The following is a 25,654-nucleotide window of genomic DNA, read 5'->3' as shown; positions in this document are numbered from 1 at the left end:
TTGAGGCGAATCCGGCCGAGCCGACCGAAGGGCCTGTGACATGGATCAGCTTCCTCCCCACCCCGACACCGAGCGGTACTCGGTGACCATGTGCCCTCCCGCCGTGACCGTGGTCTCCGAGCTCACCGCCGCGTCGGGAGTCAGCAAGTCCGACGTGATCAACCGCGCGGTCCTGCTGCTCGGTTCATCGAGAGCGAGCGCGCCAAGGGGCACGACCTGATGATCCGCGACACCGACGGGGCCCTGGAACGCATCCACATCATCTGAACCGCCTCAGCGGGCAGGCGCCGTCGAGCGGGCGTAGCGGTCCGCGAGGCGGCGGAGATGGGCGACCAGTTCCGCGGGCCCGGTGACCTCGAAGTCGAAGTCGAGCAGGCCCAGGTGCACGGCGAGGGTCTGCACCGTATCGGCGCCGGTGACCAGGACGCAGGTCTCGGCGTCGAGCGCCTCGACCGTCCCGACCGCGGGGTTGATCCGCTCGGCCACCGCCGCCGCCGGAGCGTGTACGGTCACCCGCGCGTAGTGGCGCCAGGCCGCGCCCGACACCCGCTGGGAGACGTACGACGCGGCGTCGCCGCCGGGCGGTTCGCGCGGGGTGAACCGCGGTCCGGTCGGAGTTCGGGGCTGGATCCGGTCGATCCTGAAGGTCCGCCAGTCCTCACGCTCGACGTCCCACGCCACCAGGTACCAGCGCTGCCCCCAGTTCACCGCACGATACGGCTCCACCACACGGCGGGTGGGCGATCCGGCGTGGTCCAGGTAGTCGAAGCGCAGTCGTTCCCGGTCACGGCAGGCCGAGACCAGGGCGGTCAGCACGTCCGCCGACACGGCCGGGGCCGGGCGGTCGGCCGATACGGCCACGGTGTACGCCTGCAGGGTCCGCACCCGGCGGCGCAGTCGCGAGGGCAGTACCTGCTCCAGCTTGGCCAGCGCCTGCAGCGAGGTCTCCTCGGCACCGGGGACCGCGCCCTGCGTCGCAGCGGTGCGCAGGGCGACCGTCACCGCGACGGCCTCCTCGTCGTCGAGCAGCAGCGGGGGCATCGCGGCGCCGGCGCCCATACGGTAGCCGCCGGTGGCTCCGCGCGTGGCGTCCACCGGATAACCGAGCTCGCGCAGCCGGTCGATGTCGTTGCGAACGGTGCGGCCGCTCACCCCCAGACGCTCGGCCAGTTCGGATCCGGGCCAGGCCCGGGGGGTCTGCAAGAGGGAGAGCAGGCGCAGCAGCCGTGCGGAGGTGTCCAGCATGAGGTCCAGCCTGTTCCGCCAATAGGAAAGAATTGTGCCTATATGGAGAATACTGTCGTACCCATGGAGAGCAGCAGCACCACCGACGCCCGGATCCACCCCTTCCGCATCGACGTCCCGCAGGGCGAGCTCGACGACCTGCGCGACCGGCTGGCACGCACCCGCTGGGGCAGCGAGACCCCCGGCACCGGCTGGAGCCGGGGCGTGCCCACCGCCTACCTGAAGGACCTGGCCGCGTACTGGGCCGACGGCTTCGACTGGCGCAAGGCGGAGGCGGAGCTCAATGAGTTCCCCCAGTTCACGACCGAGATCGACGGCCAGAACATCCACTTCCTCCACGTCCGTTCGCAGAACCCGGCGGCCGTCCCCCTGCTCCTGCTGCACGACTGGCCCTGCTCGTTCGTGCAGTTCGTCGAGGTCGTCCGGCCCCTGGCGCAGGACTTCCACGTCATCGTGACCTCCACGCCCGGCACCGGCTTCTCCGGTCCGCTGGGCGAGGCCGGCTGGAACACCGGCCGCATCGCGGGCGCGTTCGTCGAGCTGATGGACCGGCTCGGGTACGGCTCCTACGGCGTCCAGGGAACGGGCGGCGGCGCCTGGATCGCCGCCGAGATGGGCCGCCGGGCCCCGGACCGGGTCACCGGCGTCCACGTCAACGGGCTGATCACCTTCCCCTCCGGCGACCCCGCCGAGTTCGACGGACTGACCCCGTCCGAGCAGGAACGGCTGGCCCGGCTGGAGGAGTTCCAGCAGGACAAGATGGGCTTCAACGCCATCCAGTCCACCCGCCCGCAGACCCTCGCCTATGGCCTCCACGACTCGCCGGTCGGTCAACTCGCCTGGATCGTCGAGAAGTTCAAGGAGTGGACGGACCCGGCCGCCGAGCTCCCCGAGGACGCCGTGGGCCGGGACCGCCTGCTGGCCAACGTCAGCGTCTACTGGTTCAGCGGCACGGCCGGCTCCTCGGCGAACCTCTACTACGAGTCGGGCCACGACCCGAGCGCCTGGGCCCCGAAGCCGCGCGGCACCGTCCCCACCGGCGTGGTCGTCGCCCTGCACACCGACATCGCCATCCGTCGCTTCGCCGAGCGGGACCACAACGTCACCCACTGGATTGAGTTGGAGCGCGGCGGCAACTTCCTCTCACTGGAGCAGCCCGAGGCGTTCGTCACCGACGTCCGCGCCTTCTTCGGCACGCTGGGCGGCTGATCGGCAAGACACGCTCGGGGGGCGGGCGACCGGAGTGTCGGCGCCCGCTGCGCGGTCCTACGACGGTGCAGGAGCAGGGGAAAGCCGTTCACCGGCCTCCGTCTCGTGCGGTGGTTCGCCTAGCTGCTCGCGCAGGTAGTTCCAGACGACGGCGACGAGTGCGGCCGCCGGTACGGCCAACAGGCTGCCCACGACGCCGGCCAGGCTGCCGCCCAGGGTGACCGCCAGCAGGACCACCGCAGCGTGGAGACCGAGACTGCGGCTCTGGATCATGGGCTGGAACACGTTTCCCTCGAGCTGCTGCACCGCGACGATGATGGCCAGCACGATCAGCGCGTCCGTCAGGCCGTTCGACACCAGCGCGATGAGCACCGCCACCAGGCCGGCGAAAAGGGCTCCCACGATCGGCACGAATGCGGAGACGAAGGTCAGAACTGCCAGCGGCAGCACCAGCGGTACTCCTACGATCCACAGGCCCAGGCCGATGAACACGGCGTCGAGGAGGCCGACGAAGGCCTGGGACCGGACGAACGAGCCCAGGGTCTGCCAGCTGCGCGCGGCCACGACCGGGATGTCGGTGGCGAGCCGGCCGGGGAGCTGACGGGTCAGCCACGGCAGGAAGCGGGGGCCGTCCTTCAGGAAGAAGAACATCAGGAAGAGCGCCAGGATGGCGGTCACCAGACCGTTGAAGACGGTGCTCACCCCCGTGACGACGGTGGAGACCGCGCTGCCGACGCTGTTCTGGAGTCGGGCGATCGCGGCGTCGAAGGCGCCGGTGAGCTGGTCGTCACCGATGTTCAGCGGCGGCCCGGCCGCCCACTCGCGCAGTCGCTGGATGCCCTCGGACACGCCGTCGACCAGTTCGCCCGACTGGGAGGCCACGGGCACGGCGATCAGCGCCACGATGCCCGCGGCCACCAGCAGGAACAGCACGGTCACCACGGAGGCGGCCAGAGCCGGCCGCCACCCCCGGCGGCGCAGGAATGCGGCCAGGGGCCAGGTCAGAGTGGTGAGGAACAGGGCGACTATGAGGGGCCAGACGACCGACCACATCCGGCCCAGCACCCACAGCGACGCCGCCGCCATGACCAGGACCACCAGCACCTCGGCGGAAACCCGTGCCGACGTACGGAGTGCGGCAGCCGCCTTCGCGGAGCTCAATATGACAGACATGGCGTCACCCTATTCACTCTCCGTTCGCATCGGGGCGGGGTCGCCGACCGTCAGGATCGTGTCCGGCCGCGCATCGCCCATCCGCCGGATGGCCGCCGGGTTTCTGACGGGCACTCGGACCTTCGACACGGACCCCCCGCGCCGCAGTACCTCTACAGGTGTAGAGTGCGGCTCGTCTGGACCTCTACAGATGTAGAGGCGGATGTGATCCAGCCCCGAAGGAGTCACAGTGAGCGCGTCCACCCCCTCTGTTCTCAGGCGTAAGCCCGAGCCGTTGCGGCCCTTCAAGGTGGGGGTCGGCGGTTTCGCGCTGCTGGGTACGGCCCACCTGGCCCTGACCGGCGCCGCGGCCTGGGCCGACCCGACCCCGCAGCAGGAAGCCACCTCAGCGGCCATGCGGGCAACGAAGACGAACCTGCTGGGCCTGGAACGCAGCACCCTCGACGTCGTCAACGGCATGAGCTCCGTCGTGGCCCTGTTCGTCATCTCCTGCGCTCTCCTCGCCCTGCTCGCCGCCCGGCACTCCCCGGCCCTGGTCGAGCGACGCACCGCCTTCGGCTGGACACTCCTCGCCACCTCTCTCGTCGGCCTGGTGATATCCGCCTTCTTCCTGCCCCTGCCGCCGATCGCCGTCCTCACCGTCACCAGCTGCGCCTTCGCCCTGTCCCTGCGCCGGGCGGTTTCCTGAACCGGGCCCGGGGCGGCGCCCGGCGAGAGGGCGCGGGCGGGTCGGGGCGCAGGGGACGGCGGCGCTGATCTCTTCGGTGCTGTCGCGCGACGTCGTCACCCGTTCCACGCGTCTCTGCTTCTGCACGGGCGGGACATGCGCGCGACCTTCCGGTGCGAAGGCGGACCAGAGGGCCCCGTCTGTGGCCGGTGGCAGGGTTCGCGGCCCGCGCCGCGTGCCGCCGTGTCGCTCGGAGTCCGGGCCTCGACGGGCGGTTTACTGCATCCGTCGGCCTGTTCGGAACGGAAGAGGGACGGTGGGCGCGCAGAGTGGGAGGCCGGGGTTGAGCTGGGACACCGATGTGACCGTGGTGGGTGCCGGGGCCGCCGGGCTGTCGCTGGCGGTCGAGCTCGCCAAGCCGCTCCCCGGGGGAAGGCCGGCGCCGCGCGTGATCGTCGTCGAGGCCCCGCCGGGGCCTCTGCGGTCGCCCGCCCGGACCTGGTGCTACTGGGAGACGGGCGCCGGGCCGTACGACGGGCTCCTGACAGCGAGTTGGGACCGGCTGCGCGTCTACGCTCCGGACGGCGCGGTGATCGATCGGCCGCTGGGTCCTCTGCGGTACAAGATGCTGAGGTCGGACCGGTTCGAGGCGGCCATGACGGTGCGGCTCGACGCCTACGGGGTCGACGTGCGACGGGCGACGGTGGAGTCGGCGCACGACGCCGGCGGAGCCGCATGGGTCCGCGGCCGCGACGCGTCGGGGGCGCCGTCCGTGCTCCGGTCGGGGCTGGTCTTCGATTCGCGGCCTCCGCGGCAGCTGCCCGCCGCCCGGACCACGCTGCTCCAGCACTTCAGGGGATGGTTCGTGCGCACGCCCGAGCCGGCCTTCGATCCTGACGCGGCGACCCTGATGGACTTCCGCCTCCCCCAGCCGTCCCGTGGGCTCGCCTTCGGTTACGTCCTGCCGGTCAGCCGGTACGAAGCACTGGTCGAGTACACGGAGTTCTCCCGCGCCGCCCTGGACGACGCGGCCTACGAGCGTGCCCTGCGCCACTATTGCGGGTCGGTCCTCGGCCTCGGCGACTACACCGTCCGGGGGCGTGAGCAGGGAGTGATCCCGATGAGCGACGGCCGCTTCCCCCGCCGCGCGGGGCGCCGGGTCTTCTTCATCGGAGCCGCGGGCGGGGCGACCCGGCCGTCGACGGGCTACACCTTCGCGGCGATCCAGCGCCAGAGCCGCCACCTCGCCGGCGCGGTGCGGGCGGGCCGCTCCCCCGCCCGGGTGCCGGCCGTGCACGGGCGCCGGGCCCGGGCGATGGATGCGGTGCTGCTGCGCGCGCTGGACACCGGGCGGGTCGCCGGCGGGCCCTTCTTCGCCCACCTCTTCTCCTCCGTGCCGGCCGAGAAGGTCCTGCGGTTCCTGGACGGCGCGACCTCGCCGCTGGAAGACCTCGGCATCGGTCTGCGCACACCCGTGGTTCCCATGCTGCGGTCGCTGCTGGAACTGCCGTTGCTTCCCCGATCCGCCCCGGCCGCGGGGCCGGGACCCCGCTGAAAGGCTGTCATGTCACTGCTGCGCGACGACGCCCTGTCGGTTGCCTTCGACCGTGCCGCGGCACGCTACGACCTGATGGTCGCGGCGAGTCCCGGCTACCACGGGCACCTGCGCCGGTCGGCCCGCCGGCTGGGTCTGCCGCACAAGGGCCGCGGCGCCCGCGTCCTGGACCTGGGCTGCGGTACCGGCGCCTCGACGGCCGCGCTGCTGTCGGTCGCGGGACGGGCCGACATCACCGGGGTGGACGCCTCGGCAGGCATGTTGGAGCGGGCCGCGGACAAGAGGTGGCCTCCCGGGGTGCGCTTCGTCAAGGCGTCGGCCGACCGGCTCGGCGCGGCCGGTGTCGAGGGGCCCTTCGACGCCGTCTTCGCCGCCTACCTCTTCCGCAACGTGCCCGATCCCGATCGCACGCTGGCCGCCGTGCGTGCCGTGATGGCTCCGGGCGCAAGGATCGCCGTCCACGAGTACGCGCTCAGCGGGAAGCCGTTGCACCGGGCGCTGTGGACGGCGGTGTGCCGGTCGGTGATCATGCCGATGGGCCGGGCCGGCGGGGATGCGGGGCTGTACGAGCACCTGTGGCGCAGCGTGCTCCGCTTCGACACGGCGGAGAAGTTCGCCGCGCGGATGCGCGGTGCCGGTTTCACGGACGTACGGGTCCTGCCGCTGCCGGGGTGGCAGACGGGAATCACCCACACCTTCGTCGGGCGGGTCGCCGCGTGAGTGGGTCCTACCCCGGCCGGGACCGGCGGGCCCGGCGCATCGACGGCCGGCGCGGACGGGAGCGGGTCGAGGGGGACGGTCCGCGGGTGGCGGTGGTCGGCGGGGGCATCGCCGGTCTGTCCGCGGCGACCGTGCTCGCCGAGCGGGGTGTGCGCGTCACGCTGTACGAGCGGGACGCGCAGCTCGGTGGCCGGCTGGCGGGCTGGCGGACGCGACTGGCGGACGGCTCGGAGGTGACGATGAGCCGGGGCTTCCACGCGTTCTTCCGGCAGTACTACAACCTGCGGGCGCTGCTGCGCCGTACCGATCCGGGGCTGAACGGTCTGACCGGGCTGGCGGACTATCCGCTGCGCCATCGCAGCGGCGGGCAGGACAGCTTCGCGCGCGTGCCGCGCACGCCGCCGCTCAGCGCCCTCGGTTTCGTCGCGCAGAGCCCGTCCTTCGGCTGGCGGGATCTGGGACGGATGAATCCGCGGGCCGCCCTGCCCCTTCTGGACGTCGGCGTTCCGGGGGTGTACGAGTCGCTGGACGGGGTGAGCGCCACCGAGTTCCTGGCCGGGATCCGCTTCCCGGAGGCGGCGCACCACCTGGCGTTCGAGGTGTTCTCGCGCAGCTTCTTCGCCGATCCGGCGACGTTGTCGGCGGCGGAACTGGTGCTGATGTTCCACATCTACTTCCTCGGTTCCAGCGAGGGACTGCTCTTCGACGTGCCGCGCGAACCGTTCCCGCAGGCCCTGTGGGAGCCGCTGGCCAGGTACCTGGGCGGCCTCGGCGTGGACGTCCGCACGGGCACGGCGGTGCGGGAGGTGGGCCCCGTCGGCGAGGACCGGGTCGAGGTCGTCGCGGGAGCGGCGGGCGAGCGGTACGACGGGGTGGTGCTGGCCCTGGACACCGGAGGACTGCGGGGGGTGGTGAGCGCCTCACCGGAGTTGGTGGACCCGGCGTGGCGGGCCCGGATCGGCGGGCTGCGGACGGCGCCGGCGTTTCTGGTGACGCGGCTGTGGCTGTCGCGCGCGGTGGCGGGCGACCGGCACGGCTTCCTCGGCACCAGCGGCTTCGGCGGCCTCGACAACGTCAGCGTCCTGGACCGGTGGGAGGGCGAGGCGCACCGTTGGGCGTTGCGGACCGGCGGTTCGGTGGTGGAGCTTCACGCGTATGCCGTCGAACCGGCGGAGCGCCGCCCGGAGGTGGAGGAGCGGCTGGCGCGCCGGTTGCGTGAGGTGTACCCGGAGACGGCGCGCGCCGAGATCGTTGACGTCCGGCACGAGTGGCGCGAGGACTGCCCCCTGTTCACGGTCGGCGGCTACCGTGACCGGCCCGGTGTGCGCACGGGTGACGCCCGGGTCGTGGTCGCCGGTGACCTGGTGCGTACGGGTCTGCCGGTCGCGCTGATGGAACGGGCGGCCACCAGCGGGTTCCTGGCGGCGAACGCCCTTCTGGAGCGGTGGGGTGTACGGGGCGAGACGCTGTGGACGGTGCCGGACGGGGGTCGTTCTGCCGCGGGCCGGGCGCTGGCGAGCCTCGGGCGGCGGCCGGCCGGCGTGCGCTGACGGCTGTCCCGCCGTGACGGCCGGGGTGCGGTGAAGGCCCTCGTGCAGAGACGGCCGGCGTGCAGTGACGGCTGTCCTGTCCTGCAGTGACGCCCCGGCGCGGCAGGCGCGGGTCGCGCATGCCGCTCGGGTCACCCGGGGAAGTGTCCGGTGCTACGTCGGTCCCAGCGGCGCTCCGCGTAGGCGAAGTCGTCCTGCCACAGGCGACCCGACGCGCGCCGCATGAGGGGGCGCAGCAGCGGGGCCGCGGTGCGGGCGAGGGTGAAGCCGGTTCGGGACGAGGTGGCGATGACCGCTTCGGTGAGGAGGGTGCGGGGGCGGCCGTCGCGGCCGCATCCCAGCGGAGTGGCGTGGGTCTCCACGACGGAACCCTCACCTTCGCCCGCGGTGATGCGCATGACGACGGTGCGGGGTCCGGGGGCGGTGAACGCGGCGGTGACCGGCACGACCATCCGCCGGGCCACTTTGAAGGAGACGCGCACGGTGAGGACGTCGCTCTCGGCGCCGTCGTCGAGGACGGTGAGATCGACGAAGGAGTACGGGTGGAGCCAGGCACCGTGCCAGGGGTCGAGGCGGTTGGCGACGATGTCCTCGGGCTCGCAGACGGCGGTACCGGTGTAGACGGCGGTCAGGGAGAGGGCGGCCGGCGGACGGGTGGGCACGGGCGGGGTGTCGAGGGGTTCCTCGCCCCCGTGTTCGTCCAGACGTACCCAGGCGAGGACGCCGTCGTCATGAGAGGGGTACGGGGTCCAGCCGGCGAAGGGCGTCCCGTTGAGGGCGAGTCCGTGCCAGGAACAGATCAGGGTGCCGCAGCGGACCGGGGCCCGGTCCAGCGGGGCGCCGAGGTGCGGGCAGGCGCCGGGGCCCGCGACGAGGGCGCCGTCGGTGCCGCGCCAGGCCACGATCTCCGTGCCTTCGACGGTGCGCCCGTAGCCGGCGTCCGGACGGACGGCTGCGCTCGGGCCCAGGACGTACCAGTTGCCGGCGGGCCGGGCCTGCGCCCGTTTGAGGGCGGTGTCGATGAGCCGGGGTGATGCGTCCCGCCAGGTCGGTCGCTGCCGGTGCCAGGCCACCGGATCGCGCCGCAGGCTGACCGGAAGACGACGGCGGCGGGGTGCTCTGGGGCTCATCGGGACGGCTCCTCAAGTACGGGGGCGGCGGGGGCCGTCAGGCGGACCGCCGCAATCCTTGCCAGTCCGGCCGCCGCGACGGCCGCCCGCCGGGCGAGGGAGACCGAGGAGCGGCGGTGGACGCTCGCGTACCCGTCGCGGGCGACCGCGTCGAGGATGTCCCCGTAGAGGACGAAGGCGGTGCGGACGCACGGCCGGGAGACGGGGGCGAGCATGTCCAGACCGGGTTCCGCCGCGGCGTAGAAGCGCCGGGTGAGGGCGGTGGCGGAACGCAGGGCGCGGGTGATGCGGGGGTCGTGGCGGCCGGTGCGTCTGCTCCAGCGCAACAGGTCCCGGTCCACGCCTTCGGCGGCGAGGAGATCGGCGGGCAGGTAGACGCGATCGCGGTCGAGGTCCTCGCCGACGTCGCGGATGAAATTGGTGAGCTGGAACGCCTCGCCGAGCGCGGCAGCGTACGGAGCGGCCTCGTCCCGGGACGTGGTGTGGCCCAGTACGGGGAGCATCTGGAGGCCGATGACGGCCGCGGAGCCGTGCATGTAGCCACGCAGCGCGTCCAGGGTGCCGTAGTCGGTGACGGTGAGGTCGCTGCGCATGGAGGTGAGGAAGTCGTCGAAGTGGCGGTGGGGGATGCGGTAGCGGCGCGCGGTGTGAGCCACGGCGGTGACGACGGGGTTGCGCGCGGGGGCGCCGGCGGGGTGGTGGGCTGAGTTGGAGGCGGGGTTGCGGGTGGGACTGCCGGCGGGGTGGTCGGCTGAGTTGGAGGCGGGGTTGTCGGCGGGGTTGTCGGCGGAGCTGCCCTCCATCGCCGTGCGGAGGTCGTTTGAGAGGGCGTGCAAACGGCCGGCACGTTCGCCGGGCGAGACGGGGGCGGTCAGGTCGTCGACGATGTCGTCGGCGAGCCGGGCGAAACCGTAGAGGGCGTGCACGGCGGGGCGGCGGGATGCGGGCAACAGCCGGGTGGCCAGGAAGTACGTCTTGCCGTGCCGGGCGTTCAGACGCCGGCAGCGGACGAAGGCCGCACGCAGGGCCGGGTCAATGATGGCGGCGGCGTCGAGTTCACGTCGCGTCATGCGGGGTCGCCTTTCGTCGCTGCGGGAGGACCTGCGGCGGTCCGGCGGCGGACACCGGGCAGTCCGGTGACGCGGGCTGCGGCGAGGCGGCCGGAGATCAGGACGGGCGGGACGCCGACGCCCGGGGTGGTGCCGCAGCCGGCGAGTACCACGTTTGCGGCCCCCCGTACGAGGTTGCGGGGGCGGAAGGGGCCGGTCTGGGGGAAGGTGTGGGCGACGGAGAAGGGGGTGCCCGCTGCGTGGCCCTGGGCTGCCCAGTCGCCGGGAGTGACAAGAACCTCGGTGTCGATGGAGTCCTCGAAGCCGGTCAGCCCGCGGCGCTCCAGCTCGCGCAGCAGGCTGTCCCGGTAGCGGGGTCCCAGATCGTTCCATGACGCGGCGGAGGGGCCGACGTCGGTGTTGGGGCAGGGCGCGAGCACGTAGTGGGTGTGCTTTCCGGGCGGGGCGAGGCTTGGGTCGGTGGCGGTGGGCCGGGTGATGAGAAGAGAGGGATCGCTCATCAGGCGGCCCGTGCGGGTGAGTTCGCGGAACGTCTGCTCCCAGGCCGCGCCGAAGGAGATCGTGTGGTGGGCCAGTTCGGGCCATGTGCGGTCGGTGCCGGCGTGCAGGACGACGGCCGACGGGGAGTGGCGCAGGGCGAGCGGGCGGCGCGGGCGGCCACCGAGCAGCCGGTACGCGAGGGGGAGGTCCGGGGTCAGGACGAGCGCGTCGCAGGGGATGCGCTGCCGGTCGGTGATGACCGCGGTGATCCTCTCACCGGTGCGCTCCAGGCGGGTGACGGTCTGCCCGAGCAGGAGGGTGGCGCCCGCGTCGGCGGCGGCCGCGGACAGGGCGGTGGGTACGGCGTGCATGCCGCCTTCGGGGAAGTAGACCCCGGCGACCGTGTCCATGTACGCGATGACGGCGTAGGCGGCGAGCGCGCGGGCCGGCGGAACGCCCGCGTAGAGGGCCTGGAAGGAGAAGACGCGCTGCAGCCGCTCGTCCGTGATGAACCGGCCGATCTTCGGCTGGAGGCGGCCGAAGCCGCCCAGTGCGGCGAGCCGGGCCAGGTCCGGGTGCAGGAGTGAGAGGGGCGAGTCGAAGTTGGCCTCGATGAAGCGCCGCGTCTGCGCTTGGTAGAGGTCGTGCAGCCACTGCCGCAGACGCCTGTATCCGGCCGCTTCCCGGCCGCCGGCGAAGCGTTCGACCTCCGCCTCCATGGCCTGGGCGCCGGTGTGGACGTCGAGGCTGCTGCCGTCGGCGAACCGGGCGTGGTAGGCGGGGTGGAGCGGTTTCAGGGTCACCCGGTCGGACATCTTCTGACCGACGGCGCCGAAGGCCTCTTCCAGCAGGTGCGGCATGGTGAGAACGGTGGGGCCGGTGTCGAAGCGGTGGCCGCCCCGCTCGATCAGGCCCGCCCGGCCGCCGGGGAGGGGGTCGCGTTCGACGAGGGTGACGCGGCGGTTCGCGCCGAGGAGGTGGAGGGTCGCGGAGAGCCCCGCGAGGCCGGCGCCGACGACCACCACGTGGTCGGTGCGCCCGGGGATCGTCCTCATCCAGCGTCTCCCTGGTGGCCGGCCGGTGCGGTGGTGGTCGTGGAGGCGGCGGTACCGGCGCTGGCGGCGCTGGCGGCGGCAGTCGACAGGTGCGGTGGTGACGCAACCTGTCGGAGCAGTTCGGCGAGGTGCTGGGCGGCAGGGCCGCGCATGCCCGCCGCGGCGAGGTGCTGCTCGGACGCGCGGACCAGACGTTCGATGCGCCGCTCGACCTGCGCCGGAGCTCCGGTGGACTGAAGGGCTGCGCGGACCGAGGACAGGGCGGCCCCGGACAGGTCGTCCCTCCCCCGGCAGTCCTGGAGCAGGTCGATGACGGAGGTGGCGCCGGTGGCCCGGGCCCGGGAGTGGGTCAGGGCCAGCAGGTACGTGGCCTTGCCGGAGCGGATGTCGTCCCCCGAGGGCTTGCCGGTCACCTCGGGGTCACCGAACACGCCGAGGAGGTCGTCGCGCAGTTGGAAGGCGATGCCGGCGCAGCGGCCGGCGGCGGTCAGGGCGCGCACGGTGGCGTGGTCGGCGCCCGCCAGCGCCGCGCCCAGGGCCAGGGGCCTTTCCACGGTGTAGCGGGCCGTCTTCAGGCAGACGATGCGGATGGCCTGGACTGCCGAACGGGAGGAGGTCGCCTGGCCGTGCAGGTCGAGGTACTGCCCGGCGACCATCTCCGTCCGCATCGCCCGCCAGATCCGCAGGATGTCCGTGCGCACGGGCGGGCCGAGGTCGACTCCGGCGACCAGGTCGTCGGCCCAGGACAGGGCCAGGTCTCCGGCGAGGACCGCGGCCGAGTGGGCGAACGACGACGGTCCGGGCGCCTGCGGGGGCGCACCCGCCGGGTACTGAAGCGCTATCTGCGCGTGGAACGAGAGGTTGCCACGGCGCACAGCCGACTGGTCCATGACGTCGTCATGGATGAGGGCGCAGGCCTGGATGAGTTCGAGGGCGGCGGCGACACGCAGGGCCGCCGGAACGTGGGGGTCGGACCCGCCACACGCCCGCAGGGCCCACCAGAGGAACCGCGGACGGATGCGTGAGCCGCTGCCGAGGATGAAAGCGGCAAGCCGGTCCGCGACGTCGGCGGCGAAGATGGCGTCGAGTGAGCGGCTGTATGCGACGAAATCGGCGCAGACACGTTCCAGTTCGCGGTTGACGGCGGCGGTCACGTCGGCGTCGACTGCGGCGGTGTGCGGGAAGGACTGTACGGTTTTCCGCTCGGAAGTCTTGACGAGATGGGGAGCATCCGACTTCGCGTGCATCTAGTCCTCCGTGTCGTGAAGTGCTGTGTGCCACCTGTTCGGCGTTAACCGGGCGGACGGATGCGCTCGGGCCGCGCGAGTCATTCGTCCCCCGCGCGGTGAGCGGCTCAGACACACCGGGACGGCCGATCGCCTCAATGGGTGCATCAGAGCGGGCCCGGGGCGGCGAGTCTCCCGGGCCCGGATCACAACGCGGCTTCTCCCGGCGGTACGGACGTGCCCCGCCGGTCTGCGCGGCGGGGCCGGAGGGGTGCCTACACCTCCGCGGCCGTCTTGCCTGTTCAGAGGGCCGGGCTGCCGCCCGTACCGCCGGTGCGGCGCCTCGGGGTCCGGTTACAGAGAACCGAGCTTCGCTACGACGTTCGGACGGGTCGGCGCTCGTGCGCTCGTGCGCTCGTGTCCCGGTGTCGGAAGCCGGCGTGCTGGTGACGCTCCGACGCGTTCTGCCCGTGTGCGCCCCCTTGCGGCCCCGGCCCGAGCCGCCGGGCCATGACTTCGCACGGGTCGGGTCCGGGGCCGGGCGGGCGTGCGGACGTGCCTGTGTGGGTGCGTGGGCGCGTGGGTGCGAGGCGTTACGCCGCCCCCGCTCGCTGCCCTCAGCGCCAGATCGTCTGCACGGAATCGAACTGGACCCAGGTGACCGGGTTTCCGGCGTTGCCGCCGTAGATGGTCACGGACCCGGCGGTGTTGACCTCGAAACGGCAGGCGTTGATGCCCTGGCTGTTGTTGCGCGGGGCGGTGGCGCGGACCAGGGCGGTGGGGCGAAGCCCGGCCGGCAGGGCGGCGATCTTCGTGTCGGCGGCGAGGTTGCAGGTCACCGAGCCGCGCGCCTGGAGGAAGACCGTACCGGCGATGGTGATCAGCCGGACCTGCGGAGTCGCTCCCGTCTGGGCGGTGACCCCCGGTTCGAGGAGCAGGTCGGTCCACGGCTGTGCCTCGATACCACCCGCAGCGACGGCGGGAGCGGCGGCCATCAGGTTCGTGGTGGCCAGCGTGGCGGGCAGGGCGAGCGCAGCGCCGAGGATACGGCGGCGGTTGTGGGACATGGGGGGTCGGTCTCCTTTGCCTTGGCGGCGGAAGGGTAGGCGAGGGGAAAGTCGGGAGAGTGCAAGCAGGGAGAGAACGAGTGGGACGAGCGGGACGAGGAGAACGAGGAGAACGAGCGGACGTCAACGCCAAACGACGCTGAAGTTGTCCAACTGGGCCCATGTGATGGGGTTCGTGGAACGCCCGCCGTAGAGCCAGAGCTCCCGGACGGATCCCGCCTCCGCCCGCGCGGTGCACACTCCGCCGCTGTTGTTACGCGGCACACTGCCCTGGGCGGCCATGCTCGGCGCCAGCGCGTCGGGCAGCGTACCGATCCGGGTGTCCGCCTCGAAGGTCCCCTGCACCCCGCCACTGAGCTGGAGCACCGTCGTCCCCCCGATACTGATGAGCCGCCCCTGCGGTGCCCGGCCGTCGGCGGTCACGCCGCTCGCCAGTGGGATCGGCTGCCAGTCGGCCAGCACCTTCACCCCGTCGGTCTCCGGTGCCCCGGACAGCGACAGAATGGTGCAGGTGCGCGGCCCGGGTTCCTCGCCGGCGAAGCCGAAGTGCACATGCTGCACCCCGTTCCGCACCGATACGGCCATCCCCTCGGGTTCACGCAGCTCCAGGCCGGGAGCGGCCGTGACGAACCGCTGGTCCAGGATGGCGCCGGTGGCCCAGTCCACGGCGGTCAGGTACGTGTTGCCGGGTGGCTTGACCTCGGCCGAGTAGCCCTGGCCGGCCAGCATGTACAGCACGCGGCCGAGAGAGGCGTACCCCTGGAAGACCCCCTTCGGGTCCGGCTGGGTGATCCGCGTCAGCGGCGTCCAGTCACCGGCCCTGGCCTTGTCCAGGTCGTAGGCCTCGAACATCATGCTGCCGCTCTTGAAGCGGACGATCACCCGGTTCGTCGTCGGGTCGATGGTGCAGGTCACGTTGGTGGCACCGGATACCGGCCGGTACGGCTGCGCGAGTTGGGAGGAACCGGAGTCGATGACCGCGCCGCTGCGGAACTCGAAGTGGGTGACGGCGGTGCCGTAGCCGTCCTTCTCCTCTTCCGGCACGTCGGTGCCCATGGGGATGGACGCCGTCTCCGTCCACAACCGCGAGACACCGTTGTGGTGCTCGACGCCCATGGACACGCCGTGGCCGAAGCCGCGCAGGTACATGTGCCCCGTGATGGCGCCCGCCGGGTTGATCCGGGTCACGGCCAGGTCGCCGGCGTAGGCCCGCTGCCTGCCGGTCTTGGGGGCGGACTCGCCCGGGAGGGTGAGACCGCCCTCGACGACCTGGAGGACGAAGATCTCGCCGGTGACGGGATCGATGCCGAAGGACTGCATCACCGTGGTGTTGTGCAGCCGCCGCCGGTGGAGCAGTTTGCCCACCGGACCTGATATGTCGATCTGTCCCTCGACGCTGATACTCAACTGCGCCTCCTGCCCGGTCCGCTTGCTCGTCTTGCTCGGCCGGCTCATCGCTGTCCTGACCGGGGCCAGTCTTGCATCCGAGGCCGGCGAGGGTGCGAGGGTGTCCGTGGTGTTCTCCAGGACCTCTGGCTCGGCGTTGCCGTGAGAGCAAGCGATTGACTTGGGGGGAACAACCGAACGACGCGATACTCATGGGGGTACGCAGCGAAGAGCCATCGGATGGCGGGGGGCCAGGGGTCGCCGAGGTGAACGGGTGCAGCATCTGCCTTGCCGACAACAGCAGTTGGAGAGCCGGGGTTCTACACTCTCCGGATGACCGGCGATCTTCTCCGTCTCACCATTCTGGGTAGTGCGACGCCCTATCCGAGCGTGGACAATCCGGACACGGCGCCGTGCGCCGCGCTCACGGGTCTGGCCGAGGGGTGCGACGTACTGCTGTGCGAGGCGGAGAGTGCACAACCGCCGACCGAGGGCGAACAGGTCCACCACACGCCCCGAAGACGCCGGTTACACGGCCGCCGCGGCCCGCGCCGGCCGGCTGATCGTGACCCATGTGGGCCGCTCCCTCACGCCGCAGGATGCGGTGGCACGTGCCTCGGCCCGGTTCTGCGGCCCCGTCGACTACGCCGCTCCGGGCGCCACCTTCTCGATCGGTTGAGCACCGTGTGAAGATCGGCAGTCTCTTCGTGCTGTTCGCGAGGCCGACGAGACGGTGAGGGGGCGCAGCCGGAGGCGGTCGGTGGTGATCGCTGTCGTCCAGTCCTTGGTGAGGGAGTCCGCCGTGTCCGGACTGCAGTTCGGAAGCTCGGGGCTCACGGTTCAGGCGACCGTCTCACGCCCCGACGGCGGGTGGCTCATCCGACGGCGTGTCCGTCGCGGACGAGGGGGGGCGGGCCGGTCCCGCTGCCTACCGTGGCCTGATGAACGCTCGTACAACCCTGCCGTCCACCGGGTACGGGATCCGGTGCGCGCGCCCGGCCGAATCGGGCGCGATCGCCGCGCTCCTGGCCCGCGCCTTCGCCGACGACCCGGTCATGCTGTGGATGATCCCCGACTCCTGCGGCCGTGAGCGCAAAATCGCCCGCTACTTCAGGCTGGCCCAGCGGCAGCAGCGGCCGCGCGCCGGCGCTGTACGGGTTGCCGCGACGAGCGGGGGACGGCTGCTGGCGGCCGCGCTGTGGTCGGGGCCCGGCCGGTGGAAGCCCTCCGCGGGGCAGGAGCTGGCCGCCATGCCGGGCTACGCGCGCGTCTTCGGCGTACGGGGGATGCCACGGGCCGCCGACGTCCAGAACTCCCTGCACGAGGCCCACCCGGACGAGCCGCACTGGTACCTGCCGACCCTGGGAACCGATCCGGCGAACCAGGGAGCGGGCGTCGGTTCAGCCCTCGTACGGGAGCAGCTGGCACACTGCGACCGGCTTGGGCAGGCCGCCTATCTGGAGACCGGCAAGGCGTCGAACGTCCCTTTCTACGAACGGTTCGGCTTCCGCGTCACGCACGAGATCCGGCTGCCGGACGAGGGGCCGACCCTCTGGTCCATGTGGCGCGATCCCAGCCCCGCCGCGAGGCAGTGACCAGGAGGTGCGGTGGTGCGGGTCCGCCATGGACCGGCGGGGCATGCTGTTCGTCGTCAGGAACGGGACGCGGGAGCGGAGTACGGCCGTGGTACGTGGAAGCAGGTGGCGGCGCCGACCGCTGGTCATCAGCGCGTTGATCGTGCTGGCCGCCGGACTGGTGCTCGGGCTCTACTGGTTCGAGCCCTGGAAGCTGTGGGTGGACCGCACGGTCGAGGAGACCCTGCCCAGCCCGTCGGCCGCCCCGTCGGTCTCGGGTACGGCCACCCCGCCCCCGGGACCGGTGACGGTCGCCCAAGGCACCCTCATCAGCCACGAGCACACCACCACCGGCACCGTCAGGCTCCTGCGCCTCGCCGACGGTTCGCACATCCTCAGACTGGAGAACCTCGACACCAGCAACGGACCGGACCTGAGGGTGTGGCTGACCGATGCGCCCGTCAAGGAGGGCCGGGCAGGCTGGCATGTATTCGACGACGGCCGGCACGTCAGCCTGGGAGCACTCAAAGGCAACAAGGGCGACCAGAACTATGCGGTCCCGCCCGACGTGAACCCGGCCGACTACACGAGCCTCTCCATCTGGTGCGACCGCTTCGACGTGTCCTTCGGTGCAGCGCGGCTGGACCGGTCCTAGGCCGTCTCTTTCGGATCTTGCCGGTTGAGCCCCCGGCGTCTGGTGCGGTGCATCGCAAGGCGGAGCGTCGCAGCTCGTACGTGTCGTACTCGCGCGACGCGACAACGCGGCGAGGTGCCGTGCCAGGCGTCGCGGGTCAGGCAAGATCCGGAAGAGCCGGCCTAGCCACACCGGCGCAAAGCCGCCCGCCTCGGGCGCCCGTGGAGCGCGCCGGAGCGGGTGAACGGGCCGGGGTTGTCCGTCCCCGCCCGCCCTCCGCGCCCGCTTCCCAGGCACGCGTCACCGCCCGGCTACCGCGGCCCGAGGCGGCGGGCGCCGGCGGCGGGGGTGGCCGCCAGGATGTGCGGAGGGCGGTGACCGGCGGCGCCGAAGGCGGACGTGACGGCCCCGCCCACCGCGCTCTCCCGTCCGGCCTCCACCAGGGCGATGACGGAACCCCCGAAGCCGCCTCCCGTCATCCGGGCGCCGAGCGCCCCTGCGTCCACGGCGGCCGCCACGGCGAGGTCGGTCTCCGGACAGGAGACGCGGTAGTCGTCGCGGAGCGAGGCGTGGCCTTGGGTGAGGATCGGGCCGAGCGCCGCGGCGTTCCCCTGCCGCAGCCGGGAGACGGCTTCGGCGACGCGGGCGTTCTCGGTCACCACGTGGCGGACCAGCGGGACGAGGTCCGCCGGCAGTTCGTCCAGGGCTCGCGGGAGGTCTGCGGCGGGCAGGTCGCGCAGAGCGGTCAGGCCGAGCAGCGCGGCGGCGCGTTCGCAGCCCGCGCGCAGGGCGGCGTACGCCCCGTCCCCGAGGTCGTGGGTGACCCGGGTGTCGATCACCAGCAGCCGAAGGCCCTGGCCCCGCAGGTCGAAGGGCACCTGCCGGTGGTCCTGCGGGGTACGGGCGTCGAGGTGGAGCGCGGCGCCGGCGGTGCAGCAGACGGAGGCCATCTGGTCCATGATTCCGCAAGGCACGCCGGCGAAGCCGTTCTCCGCGCGCTGGGCGATCCGGGCCAGCTCGGGCCCGGGCAGCCGCAGTCCGTACAGCTCGTCGTAGGCGACGACGACGGCGCATTCCAGTGCGGCTGAGGAGGAGAGGCCGGCGCCGGTGGGCACCGTGCTGTCGAAGTGGAGGTCGGCGCCCCCGACCGGATGTCCCGCCTCGGCGAGCGCCCAGACCACGCCCGCCGGGTAGGCGGCCCAGCCCGTCACGGCGCCGGGGGCCAGCGCGGCCACGGCCAGGTCGGTGATCCGGCCGTCGCCCTGCGCGCTGTGCAGCCGCAGCCGTCCGTCCTGGCGGCCGCGGGCGGCGACCAGGGTGGTCTGCGGGAGGGCCATGGGGAGGGCGAACCCGTCATTGTAGTCGGTGTGTTCGCCGATCAGGTTGACTCTGCCCGGCGCCGCCCAGATCCCGTGCGGGGCCTCGCCGAAGAGCCGCCGGAAGCGGTCCGCGACCCGGTCCTGCCGATTGCCGTCGCCGTTGCCGTCGCCGTCGCCTTTGCCTGAGCCGTTGCCTGAGCCGTTGCCGTTCCGCTGAACGGTCCCCTTCACGACAGGGCCTCCCGGAGTCGCCGCGCGGCCTCCTCGGGGGCCACGTCGTTGATGAACGCTTCCGCCCCGGACTCCGTCCCGGCGAGGAACTTGAGCTTGTCGGGAGACCGTCGGACGGTGAACAGTTCCAGGTGCAGAGCCAGTTCCTCGCCGCGGGTGCGGGGCGCCTGGTGCCAGGCGGAGACGTACGGGGTGGGCGCCGGCCTCTCCGGCCCCTCCAGCCCCGCTCCCGGTACGGGGAACAGCCGGTCGAACCGGCGCAGCAGGTCCAGGTAGATGCCGGGGAATTCAGCCCGCTCGGCCTCGTCCAGGCAGGTCAGGTCGGGCACGCGGCGGTGCGGGTAGAGGTGCACCTCGTACGGCCAGCGGGCGGCGTACGGCACGAAGGCGGTCCAGTGCTCCCCCTCCGTGACCACCCGCTCGGTGGCGGCGCGGGCGCCCGCCAGCAGGTCCTCGAAGAGGTTGCGTCCGGTGGCGGCGCGGTGGGCGGCCGCGGCGGCCGTCATCTTGGCGGTGCGCGGCGTGACGAAGGGGAAGGCGTAGATCTGGCCGTGCGGGTGGGCGAGCGTCACCCCGATCTCGACCCCCCGGTTCTCGAAGCAGTACACCTGCTCGACGCCGGGGAGGGCGGAGAGTTCCGCGGTGCGGTCGGTCCACGCGTCCAGGACCAGGCGGGCGGCCGGCGGCGTGAGGTCGGCGAAACCGGCCTCGTGCTCCGGGGTGAAGCACACGACTTCGCAGCGCCCGGCCTCCCCCGCGAGGGAGGGAAAGCGGTTCTCGAAGACGGCCACCGCGTAGTCGGCGGCGGGGATCTCGCCGAGCCGGCCGTCCCGGGAGGGGCAGAGCGGGCACTCACCGGCGGGCGGGTGGTACGTCCGGCCCTGCCGGTGCGAGGCGATCGTGATCCAGTCACCGGTCGCCTCGTCCCGCCGCAGTTCCGGCCGGCTGTGCACGCGGTCCAGGGGGCGCAGGTCCGGCGCGTCGCGTACGGCGCTCACGTCATGGTCGAAGTAGATCAGTTCGCGGCCGTCCGCGAGTTTCGCCAGGGTCTTCTTCACTCGCCAAGAGTAAAGAGAATCCACAGCCCATCGGCAGCCCGGCCTCGTCACGGTTCACCCCTGCGACCGCACGACACTGCAACGGGTAGCAGGTGCCTCCTCCCGACAACGTGCGGACCTACCGACCCGGGGAGAGGAGCAGGGCCCCTGCTAGTGTGCGCCGATGTCAACGATCAAACAGTTTCAAGTGACCTTCGACTGCGCGGAACCTGCGCGCCTCGCCGCCTTCTGGTGCGAGGTGCTGGGGTACGTCGTACCGACGGTCCCGGAGGGCTTTGCCACGTGGGGGGAGTACCACCGCTCGCTGCCGCCCGAGGACGAGATCTACTTCGCGTGTACTGATCCCTCGGGTGTGGCCCCGCGCCTGCTCTTCCAGCGAGTTCCCGAAGGCAAGGTCGTCAAGAACCGGGTGCATCTCTGTGTGCGGGCCGGCGCCGGGCTCGTGGGTGACGAGCGCCTGGCCACACTCGAGGCCGAATGCGCACGGCTGATGGCGCTGGGCGCGAAGCACGTGCTGACGCAGCGCGCCGATGGCGTCAACGAGTCGTGCATCACGATGCAGGACATCGAGGGCAACGAGTTCTGCCTCGCCTGATTCTCCTCCGAGACTGCGAGGTGGGGAGCCGTCTCCCGGGGACCTCTCAGGTCCCGCATGCGGCGGGAGTCATCCCGTGAGAGCGAGGTTGTGCAGTCGGGCAACGCCGTGCATCGCGTGGGGTGCGCACACCGTCGCCTCTCAGGCGGCAGTCGCGCAGGGTCTTCCAGGTCTTCATCCGGGCGAAGGCGTGCTCGACGCGGGCCCGAACCCGTCTGTGGTCGTGGTGGTGTTCGGCCTGCCAGTCGGTCAGTTCGCCGCCCCGGGGCCGGCGGTGCGGGATGACGAGGCCGGTTCCGGGGCAGCCGCCGTCGGCGATCGTGGTTGTCCGGCCGACGGCGGCCTTGGCCCCGGATTCCTCCCATGCCCTGCTGTCGTTGCGGTTGCCCGGCAGGGGCCGGCCGACCACCACAACCTGGCGGGTGTCGGCGTCGAGGACGGCTCCGACGTCGTGATCACACCAGCCACGGCCAAGATCATCGCTCGGCAAGATCACTTATGGGACACCCCTTAGCCTGGAGAGATGGGCGGTGCACCCGTGACGCTGTTCCTCGCCGGTGACGTGATGCTCGGCCGCGGCGTCGACCAGATCCTTCCGCACCCCGGCGATCCCCGCCTGCCGGAGGCCTACGTCACCGATGCCCGTACGTACGTCGAGCTGGCGGAGGCGGTGAACGGGACGATTCCGCGCCGGGCGCCGTTCTCCTGGCCCTGGGGAGAGGCGCTGGGTCTCCTCGACGCGGCCGCGCCCGACGCCCGCATCGTGAACCTGGAGACGTCCGTCACGCAGAGTGACGACATCGCCCCCGACAAGGCCGTTCACTACCGGATGCACCCCGCCAACCTGCCCTGCCTGGCCGTCGCCCGTCCCGATGCCTGTGCCCTGGCCAACAATCACGTCCTCGACTACGGGCGCCGTGGACTGGCCGAGACGCTGGACTCGCTCGCCGCCGCAGGACTGCGGACGGCGGGAGCGGGCCGCGACCTCGCCGAGGCGCGGCGGCCCGTGGTTCTTCCGCTCCCCGGGGACCGGCGCCTGCTGGTCTTCTCCGTGGGGACGGCGTCGAGCGGGATCCCCGACGACTGGGCGGCCACTGCAGACCGGAGCGGGGTCGACTTCGTCGACGAGGCCTCGGATGCGGCCGTGGCCGAGGTGGGCGCCCGCATCCGGCGGGCGAAACGATCGGGCGATCTCGCGATCGTCTCGATCCACTGGGGTTCCAACTGGGGCTACGCGGTCCCGCGCGACCAGATCCGCTTCGCGCACGCGCTCGTCGACGGCGGCGCGGACGTCGTCCACGGGCACTCCTCGCACCATCCCCGCCCGCTCGAGGTGTACCGGGGACGTCCGATCCTGTACGGCTGCGGCGACCTGATCGACGACTACGAGGGCATCGGCGGCCACGAACGGTACCGGGACGACCTGCGCGTCCTGTACTTCGTCGCGCTGGAGCCGGACACCGGCCGGCTCGCCCACGCTCGCCTCGTCCCCGTGCAGGCCCATCGGATGCGCCTGCGCCGTGCCGCGCGCCAGGACTGCGACTGGCTGCACGAGGTCCTCGCCCGCACCAGCCGCACGTTCGGCACTCACCTCACCCGCGACCCGGACGGTACCTTCACCGTTCGGCCGCCGCACGGCCGTCCCCCTCGTATCACTTCGCTCGCCGGATGAAGACGGCGGAGACGATGGCGATGGCGATGGCGATCCTCGAGGAGCGGCCCGGTCCGGCCCGGTCCGGCCCGGTCAATCTCCGGGAAGGGTGAGTTCGCCTCCGCGGCCGAAGCTCTCCCGCTCCTCCACGACGTAGGGGGCCATGACCTCCCGCCGCTGTTTCTCCGCGTCGGAGGACCGCCACGCGTCGCAGGCCTCCCTGGAGTCCCACAGCGACACTCCGGTGATCTCCCGCCCGTCCTCGGACCAGTACGCGAACGCGCCGTGGATACCGTCGGGGAGGGTACCCGGGCGCCACGCCCTCTCGAACTCCTCCAGGGTGCCCGCCTTGATGCGACGTGTCGTCACCCAGACAAAGTGCTCCTCCATGGCAGCCTCCTCCAGCGCGGGGATCGGCCCGCCCCGCCTCTCTGACCACCGTAGGTCCGTCGCGCCGCTTCCGCCTCCGAGCCGACGACCGCTCCCGTCACAGGCGGCGAGAGATGACAAAACGGTCACGCACCGCCACGCTCCGGGCAGCAGAATCGTTGGCTCAGCATGCAGGAGACGACTTTCGCCACGCAGGCAGCAGCCCGGGTCCCGCAGCCCTTCCGGCCGTCTTGGGAGGGGTCCGACTCGCCGATCTACGACCGGCTGGAGCGCGAGTGGATGCGCGCCGGGCGGACGGTGCCGAGGCCGGTGGGGCCTCCCGGCTGGCACCGGGTGGACGAGCCGGACCACGCCGGCCGCCCCTGAGCCGTCACCTCACCGACGGTCTCGGACGGGAAACGGCGCCTCAAGGGGCGCGGTGGACGCGGGCGAGGACGAGGACCGTGTCGTCGGTCAGCGGGTCCGGCAGCAGGCTCGCGAGGATGCGGTCCGCCATCGCCTCCAACGGCCCCGGTTCTCGGCCCAGTTCGGCGCGCAGCGACTCCAGACCGGCCTCGATGTCCCGGCCGCGTGCCTCGATGAGGCCGTCGGTGTACAGGGCGAGGACCGCGTGCTCGGGGAGTTCGATCTCGGTCGTCCGGAACGGGCAGCCGCCGACGCCGAGAGGGACCCCGAGGACCTCGTCGAGGGTCTCCACGGTGCCGTCCGGCCGTAGTACGAGGGGCGGGGGGTGGCCGGCGCTGGCGATGCGGGCACGGCCGTTGCGCGGGTCGTAGACGATGTACAGGCACGTCGCGAGCTCGATGCCGGCCTCCTGGGCGCACGCGTCGAGCTCGGTCAGCAGCTCGTCGGGCTCGCTGTCGTGCCGGGCCAGCGCCTTGGTGGTGATGCGCAGGCGGCCCATGGCCGCGGCGGCCGACACCCCGTGCCCCATCACGTCGCCCACCACGAGGACGACCCGTCCGTCGGACAGGCTGATCACGTCGTACCAGTCTCCGCCTACCTCGGTGATCCGGCTGCCGGGCTCGTACCGGTGGGCCACGTCCACGTACGGGCCGGTCTGCAGCGCAGTGGGCAGCAACGCCCGCTGCAGGGTGAGCGCGATGTCCTGGACGCGGCTGTAGAGGCGGGCGTTGTCCAGACAGATCGCGGCACGCGAGGCGAGCTCACCGGCCAGGCTGACATCGTCCGGCGTGAAGGCCGGTCGGCCCGTGGACCGGCCGAACATGGCAATGCCCTGGACCGTGCCCCTGGCGATGAGCGGGGCGACGAGGACGCAGGCCAGCCCGCTCTCGACCATGAGCCGGGCGCGCGACTCGATGACGACGGTCCGGGCCACGAACTCCTCGTTCACCACGGCGGAGACGGCCCGCCCGCTCTGCAGCATGTCGTGGATGACGGAGCCGGGCGGATACCGCACCGTCTCCACCCCGCTCACGAGCTCGGTGGCCGGAGGGGGCAGGATCGTCCCGGAGGCGATCCGCCGGGTGAACAGCGGCCGCGCCGGGTCAAAGTCCTCCGCCTCGTCCATCCACTCCACGACTTCGACCACGGCGCCGTCGCAGAAGTCCGGCATCGACGCGTCGACCAGCTCCTGGGCGGTGACGTTCACGTCCAGGGTGGTCCCGATACGCGTGGAGGCCCCGTCCAGCAGAGCCAGCCGGCGCCGGCCGGCGGTGGCTTCCAGGATGGCCTGTTCCCGGTCCGTCACATCCACCATGAGCCCGCCGACCCCGGGACGTGAGCCGACCGCCTGGCTCAGCGGGAAGAAGCTCACCGATCGGACCTGGTCGTGGTCCGGGTGCCCTCGTGGGCGCATGCCCACCAGCGTCCCGACGACCGGCGCTCCGCCCTCGGCGACGGTGCGCAGCATGCGCCGGAACTCGCCGCCGTCGGACATGATCATGAATTCGTCCGTGTGCCGCCCGAGATGGGCCTCGATCGGCACGCCGTCCATGTCGGCGAGCGCCTGGTTGAGGTGGACGTACCGGAGGTCCTCGTCGAGCATGACGAGGCCGATCGGGCAGGTCTCGAAGAGGGCGTCGAGGAAGGCCAGGTTGGTCTTGACCCGGTCGAGTTCGTCGCTGCGGCTCGCGAGGACCATCACCACCGAAGGGCCGCCGGATCCGGTCACGGAGAAGGCCCGGAAGCCGCAGTCGAAGACGCTGCCGTCACGGTGCCGGGCCGGCAGCCGGCCTCTCCAGTATCCCTGGGTCCTGCCGAGGCCCGTGAGTCGCGCGCACGGGTCCGGGGCTCCCGGGGGCGCGTCGGCGAAGAGCATGGCGCCGGGCTTCGACAGGACGCCGGTGGAGTAGTACCCGAAGAGGTCACGGGCGCCGGGCCCCCAGAAGCAGACGCGGTCGCCGTCGTCGATGCCGAGGACGGCCACGGGCACATGTTCGAGCAGCGTCCCCGGCTCGGACCAGAACGGGCCGTGGGACTCCGCGCCCCCCGGCCGAGCCGATGGCACGAGACGTCCCCTTCCACCCGTCCGTTCTCTCCACCCAGTATGCGGACAGAAGCTTCGCCCCGCCCGGGTGTTCCGCGCCGGCAGTGCGCCACCGCAGGCAGCGCCGGGCACCGTGGGGCATGGGGATCAGCCGTCCGGGGCGGAATCGGCGTGGCCGCCGAGCGGGCGGGGCCGGGCGGTGCCGGGCGGTGCCGTGGAG

Annotated in this window: 23 protein-coding genes and 2 pseudogenes; 12 read left to right on the top strand and 13 right to left on the bottom strand. The window is 72.3% G+C overall.

Going from position 1 to position 25,654, the window contains the following annotated elements; genetic code table 11:
- Positions 1–40: 40 nt before the first annotated feature.
- Positions 41–220 (top strand): hypothetical protein, encoded by a 180-nt coding sequence (locus tag ACWGIF_RS20640; RefSeq protein ID WP_453499337.1) that lies wholly within the window; start codon positions 41–43, stop codon positions 218–220.
- A gap of 53 nt (positions 221–273) precedes the next feature.
- On the opposite strand, the gene ACWGIF_RS20635 is transcribed toward ACWGIF_RS20640, so the two are convergent.
- Positions 274–1,245, bottom strand: coding sequence for a helix-turn-helix transcriptional regulator (locus ACWGIF_RS20635; RefSeq protein WP_453499335.1), 972 nt, complete (start codon positions 1,243–1,245; stop codon positions 274–276).
- Between the two features lie 63 nt (positions 1,246–1,308).
- On the opposite strand from ACWGIF_RS20635, the gene ACWGIF_RS20630 reads away from it, so the two are divergent.
- Positions 1,309–2,454 carry an epoxide hydrolase family protein gene (locus tag ACWGIF_RS20630; protein WP_453499333.1) on the top strand — a complete coding sequence of 382 codons (1,146 nt, stop codon included), beginning with the start codon at positions 1,309–1,311 and terminating at the stop codon, positions 2,452–2,454.
- A gap of 57 nt (positions 2,455–2,511) precedes the next feature.
- Here ACWGIF_RS20630 and ACWGIF_RS20625 read toward each other — a convergent pair whose 3' ends face one another.
- Positions 2,512–3,627: an AI-2E family transporter gene (locus ACWGIF_RS20625; RefSeq protein WP_453499331.1), complete on the bottom strand. Its 1,116-nt coding sequence runs from the start codon at positions 3,625–3,627 to the stop codon at positions 2,512–2,514.
- 229 nt (positions 3,628–3,856) lie between these two features.
- On the opposite strand from ACWGIF_RS20625, the gene ACWGIF_RS20620 reads away from it, so the two are divergent.
- The 4 genes from ACWGIF_RS20620 (at position 3,857) to ACWGIF_RS20605 (ending at position 8,119) form a co-directional block, all read left to right on the top strand.
- A complete protein-coding gene (locus ACWGIF_RS20620; RefSeq protein WP_453499329.1) occupies positions 3,857–4,315 on the top strand; it encodes an LIC_13387 family protein in 459 nt (152 codons plus the stop codon).
- A 322-nt stretch (positions 4,316–4,637) separates the two neighbouring features.
- On the top strand, positions 4,638–5,849 hold the full coding sequence (locus tag ACWGIF_RS20615; RefSeq protein WP_453499327.1) for a lycopene cyclase family protein: 1,212 nt from the start codon (positions 4,638–4,640) through the stop codon (positions 5,847–5,849).
- Between the two features lie 9 nt (positions 5,850–5,858).
- Entirely contained in the window at positions 5,859–6,569 is a 711-nt protein-coding gene (locus ACWGIF_RS20610; RefSeq protein WP_453499325.1) for a class I SAM-dependent methyltransferase, read from the top strand.
- The gene (locus ACWGIF_RS20605; RefSeq protein ID WP_453499323.1) at positions 6,521–8,119 is read left to right on the top strand and encodes an FAD-dependent oxidoreductase; all 1,599 of its coding nucleotides are present in this window, start codon (positions 6,521–6,523) and stop codon (positions 8,117–8,119) included. The genes ACWGIF_RS20610 and ACWGIF_RS20605 overlap by 49 nt, the downstream gene beginning before the upstream one ends.
- A gap of 131 nt (positions 8,120–8,250) precedes the next feature.
- Here ACWGIF_RS20605 and ACWGIF_RS20600 read toward each other — a convergent pair whose 3' ends face one another.
- The 6 genes from ACWGIF_RS20600 to ACWGIF_RS20575 form a co-directional block, all read right to left on the bottom strand.
- Positions 8,251–9,249, bottom strand: a complete 999-nt coding sequence (locus tag ACWGIF_RS20600; protein WP_453499321.1) for a DUF5914 domain-containing protein — start codon at positions 9,247–9,249, stop codon at positions 8,251–8,253.
- Positions 9,246–10,319 carry a phytoene/squalene synthase family protein gene (locus tag ACWGIF_RS20595; RefSeq protein ID WP_453499319.1) on the bottom strand — a complete coding sequence of 358 codons (1,074 nt, stop codon included), beginning with the start codon at positions 10,317–10,319 and terminating at the stop codon, positions 9,246–9,248. Before ACWGIF_RS20595 ends, ACWGIF_RS20600 begins: the two co-directional genes overlap by 4 nt.
- The gene (crtI, locus tag ACWGIF_RS20590) at positions 10,316–11,854 is read right to left on the bottom strand and encodes a phytoene desaturase family protein (protein ID WP_453499317.1); all 1,539 of its coding nucleotides are present in this window, start codon (positions 11,852–11,854) and stop codon (positions 10,316–10,318) included. The genes ACWGIF_RS20595 and crtI overlap by 4 nt, the downstream gene beginning before the upstream one ends.
- Entirely contained in the window at positions 11,851–13,101 is a 1,251-nt protein-coding gene (locus tag ACWGIF_RS20585) for a polyprenyl synthetase family protein (RefSeq protein WP_453499315.1), read from the bottom strand. Before ACWGIF_RS20585 ends, crtI begins: the two co-directional genes overlap by 4 nt.
- A gap of 596 nt (positions 13,102–13,697) precedes the next feature.
- Positions 13,698–14,147: a hypothetical protein gene (locus ACWGIF_RS20580; RefSeq protein ID WP_453499313.1), complete on the bottom strand. Its 450-nt coding sequence runs from the start codon at positions 14,145–14,147 to the stop codon at positions 13,698–13,700.
- Between the two features lie 123 nt (positions 14,148–14,270).
- Positions 14,271–15,554: a phage baseplate protein gene (locus ACWGIF_RS20575; RefSeq protein WP_453499311.1), complete on the bottom strand. Its 1,284-nt coding sequence runs from the start codon at positions 15,552–15,554 to the stop codon at positions 14,271–14,273.
- A 381-nt stretch (positions 15,555–15,935) separates the two neighbouring features.
- On the opposite strand from ACWGIF_RS20575, the pseudogene ACWGIF_RS20570 reads away from it, so the two are divergent.
- The 3 genes and pseudogenes from ACWGIF_RS20570 to ACWGIF_RS20560 form a co-directional block, all read left to right on the top strand.
- A pseudogene (locus ACWGIF_RS20570) lies at positions 15,936–16,212 on the top strand (MBL fold metallo-hydrolase); the annotation flags it as partial.
- A 262-nt stretch (positions 16,213–16,474) separates the two neighbouring features.
- The gene (locus ACWGIF_RS20565) at positions 16,475–17,128 is read left to right on the top strand and encodes a GNAT family N-acetyltransferase (RefSeq protein WP_453499309.1); all 654 of its coding nucleotides are present in this window, start codon (positions 16,475–16,477) and stop codon (positions 17,126–17,128) included.
- Positions 17,129–17,216: 88 nt separating this feature from the next.
- Positions 17,217–17,762 (top strand): DM13 domain-containing protein, encoded by a 546-nt coding sequence (locus ACWGIF_RS20560; RefSeq protein WP_453499307.1) that lies wholly within the window; start codon positions 17,217–17,219, stop codon positions 17,760–17,762.
- Between the two features lie 290 nt (positions 17,763–18,052).
- Here the strand turns inward: ACWGIF_RS20560 and galK are convergent, their stop codons facing one another.
- Together galK and galT are read right to left on the bottom strand one after the other, a co-directional pair.
- Positions 18,053–19,291: a galactokinase gene (gene galK, locus ACWGIF_RS20555; RefSeq protein ID WP_453499305.1), complete on the bottom strand. Its 1,239-nt coding sequence runs from the start codon at positions 19,289–19,291 to the stop codon at positions 18,053–18,055.
- A complete protein-coding gene (gene galT, locus ACWGIF_RS20550) occupies positions 19,288–20,349 on the bottom strand; it encodes a galactose-1-phosphate uridylyltransferase (protein ID WP_453499303.1) in 1,062 nt (353 codons plus the stop codon). Before galT ends, galK begins: the two co-directional genes overlap by 4 nt.
- Positions 20,350–20,512: 163 nt before the next feature.
- Here galT and ACWGIF_RS20545 point away from each other — a divergent pair, with 163 nt between their 5' ends.
- The gene (locus ACWGIF_RS20545) at positions 20,513–20,944 is read left to right on the top strand and encodes a VOC family protein (RefSeq protein ID WP_350625615.1); all 432 of its coding nucleotides are present in this window, start codon (positions 20,513–20,515) and stop codon (positions 20,942–20,944) included.
- Positions 20,945–21,013: 69 nt separating this feature from the next.
- On the opposite strand, the pseudogene ACWGIF_RS20540 reads toward ACWGIF_RS20545, so the two are convergent.
- Positions 21,014–21,383, bottom strand: a pseudogene (locus tag ACWGIF_RS20540) (transposase family protein); the annotation flags it as partial.
- Between the two features lie 84 nt (positions 21,384–21,467).
- On the opposite strand from ACWGIF_RS20540, the gene ACWGIF_RS20535 reads away from it, so the two are divergent.
- Positions 21,468–22,616, top strand: coding sequence for a CapA family protein (locus ACWGIF_RS20535; RefSeq protein ID WP_453499301.1), 1,149 nt, complete (start codon positions 21,468–21,470; stop codon positions 22,614–22,616).
- Positions 22,617–22,688: 72 nt separating this feature from the next.
- Here ACWGIF_RS20535 and ACWGIF_RS20530 read toward each other — a convergent pair whose 3' ends face one another.
- Positions 22,689–22,985: a hypothetical protein gene (locus ACWGIF_RS20530; protein ID WP_453499299.1), complete on the bottom strand. Its 297-nt coding sequence runs from the start codon at positions 22,983–22,985 to the stop codon at positions 22,689–22,691.
- A 168-nt stretch (positions 22,986–23,153) separates the two neighbouring features.
- On the opposite strand from ACWGIF_RS20530, the gene ACWGIF_RS20525 reads away from it, so the two are divergent.
- Complete coding sequence (locus ACWGIF_RS20525; RefSeq protein WP_453499297.1) at positions 23,154–23,351, top strand: hypothetical protein; 198 nt, start codon at positions 23,154–23,156, stop codon at positions 23,349–23,351.
- 40 nt (positions 23,352–23,391) lie between these two features.
- Here ACWGIF_RS20525 and ACWGIF_RS20520 read toward each other — a convergent pair whose 3' ends face one another.
- On the bottom strand, positions 23,392–25,455 hold the full coding sequence (locus ACWGIF_RS20520) for a SpoIIE family protein phosphatase (protein ID WP_453499295.1): 2,064 nt from the start codon (positions 25,453–25,455) through the stop codon (positions 23,392–23,394).
- Positions 25,456–25,654: the final 199 nt, after the last annotated feature.

The organism is Streptomyces sp. NPDC054849 (assembly GCF_053610945.1).
The sequence above is the reverse complement of the archived record's forward strand: the minus strand, read 5'-3'. Positions and strand labels throughout refer to the sequence as shown.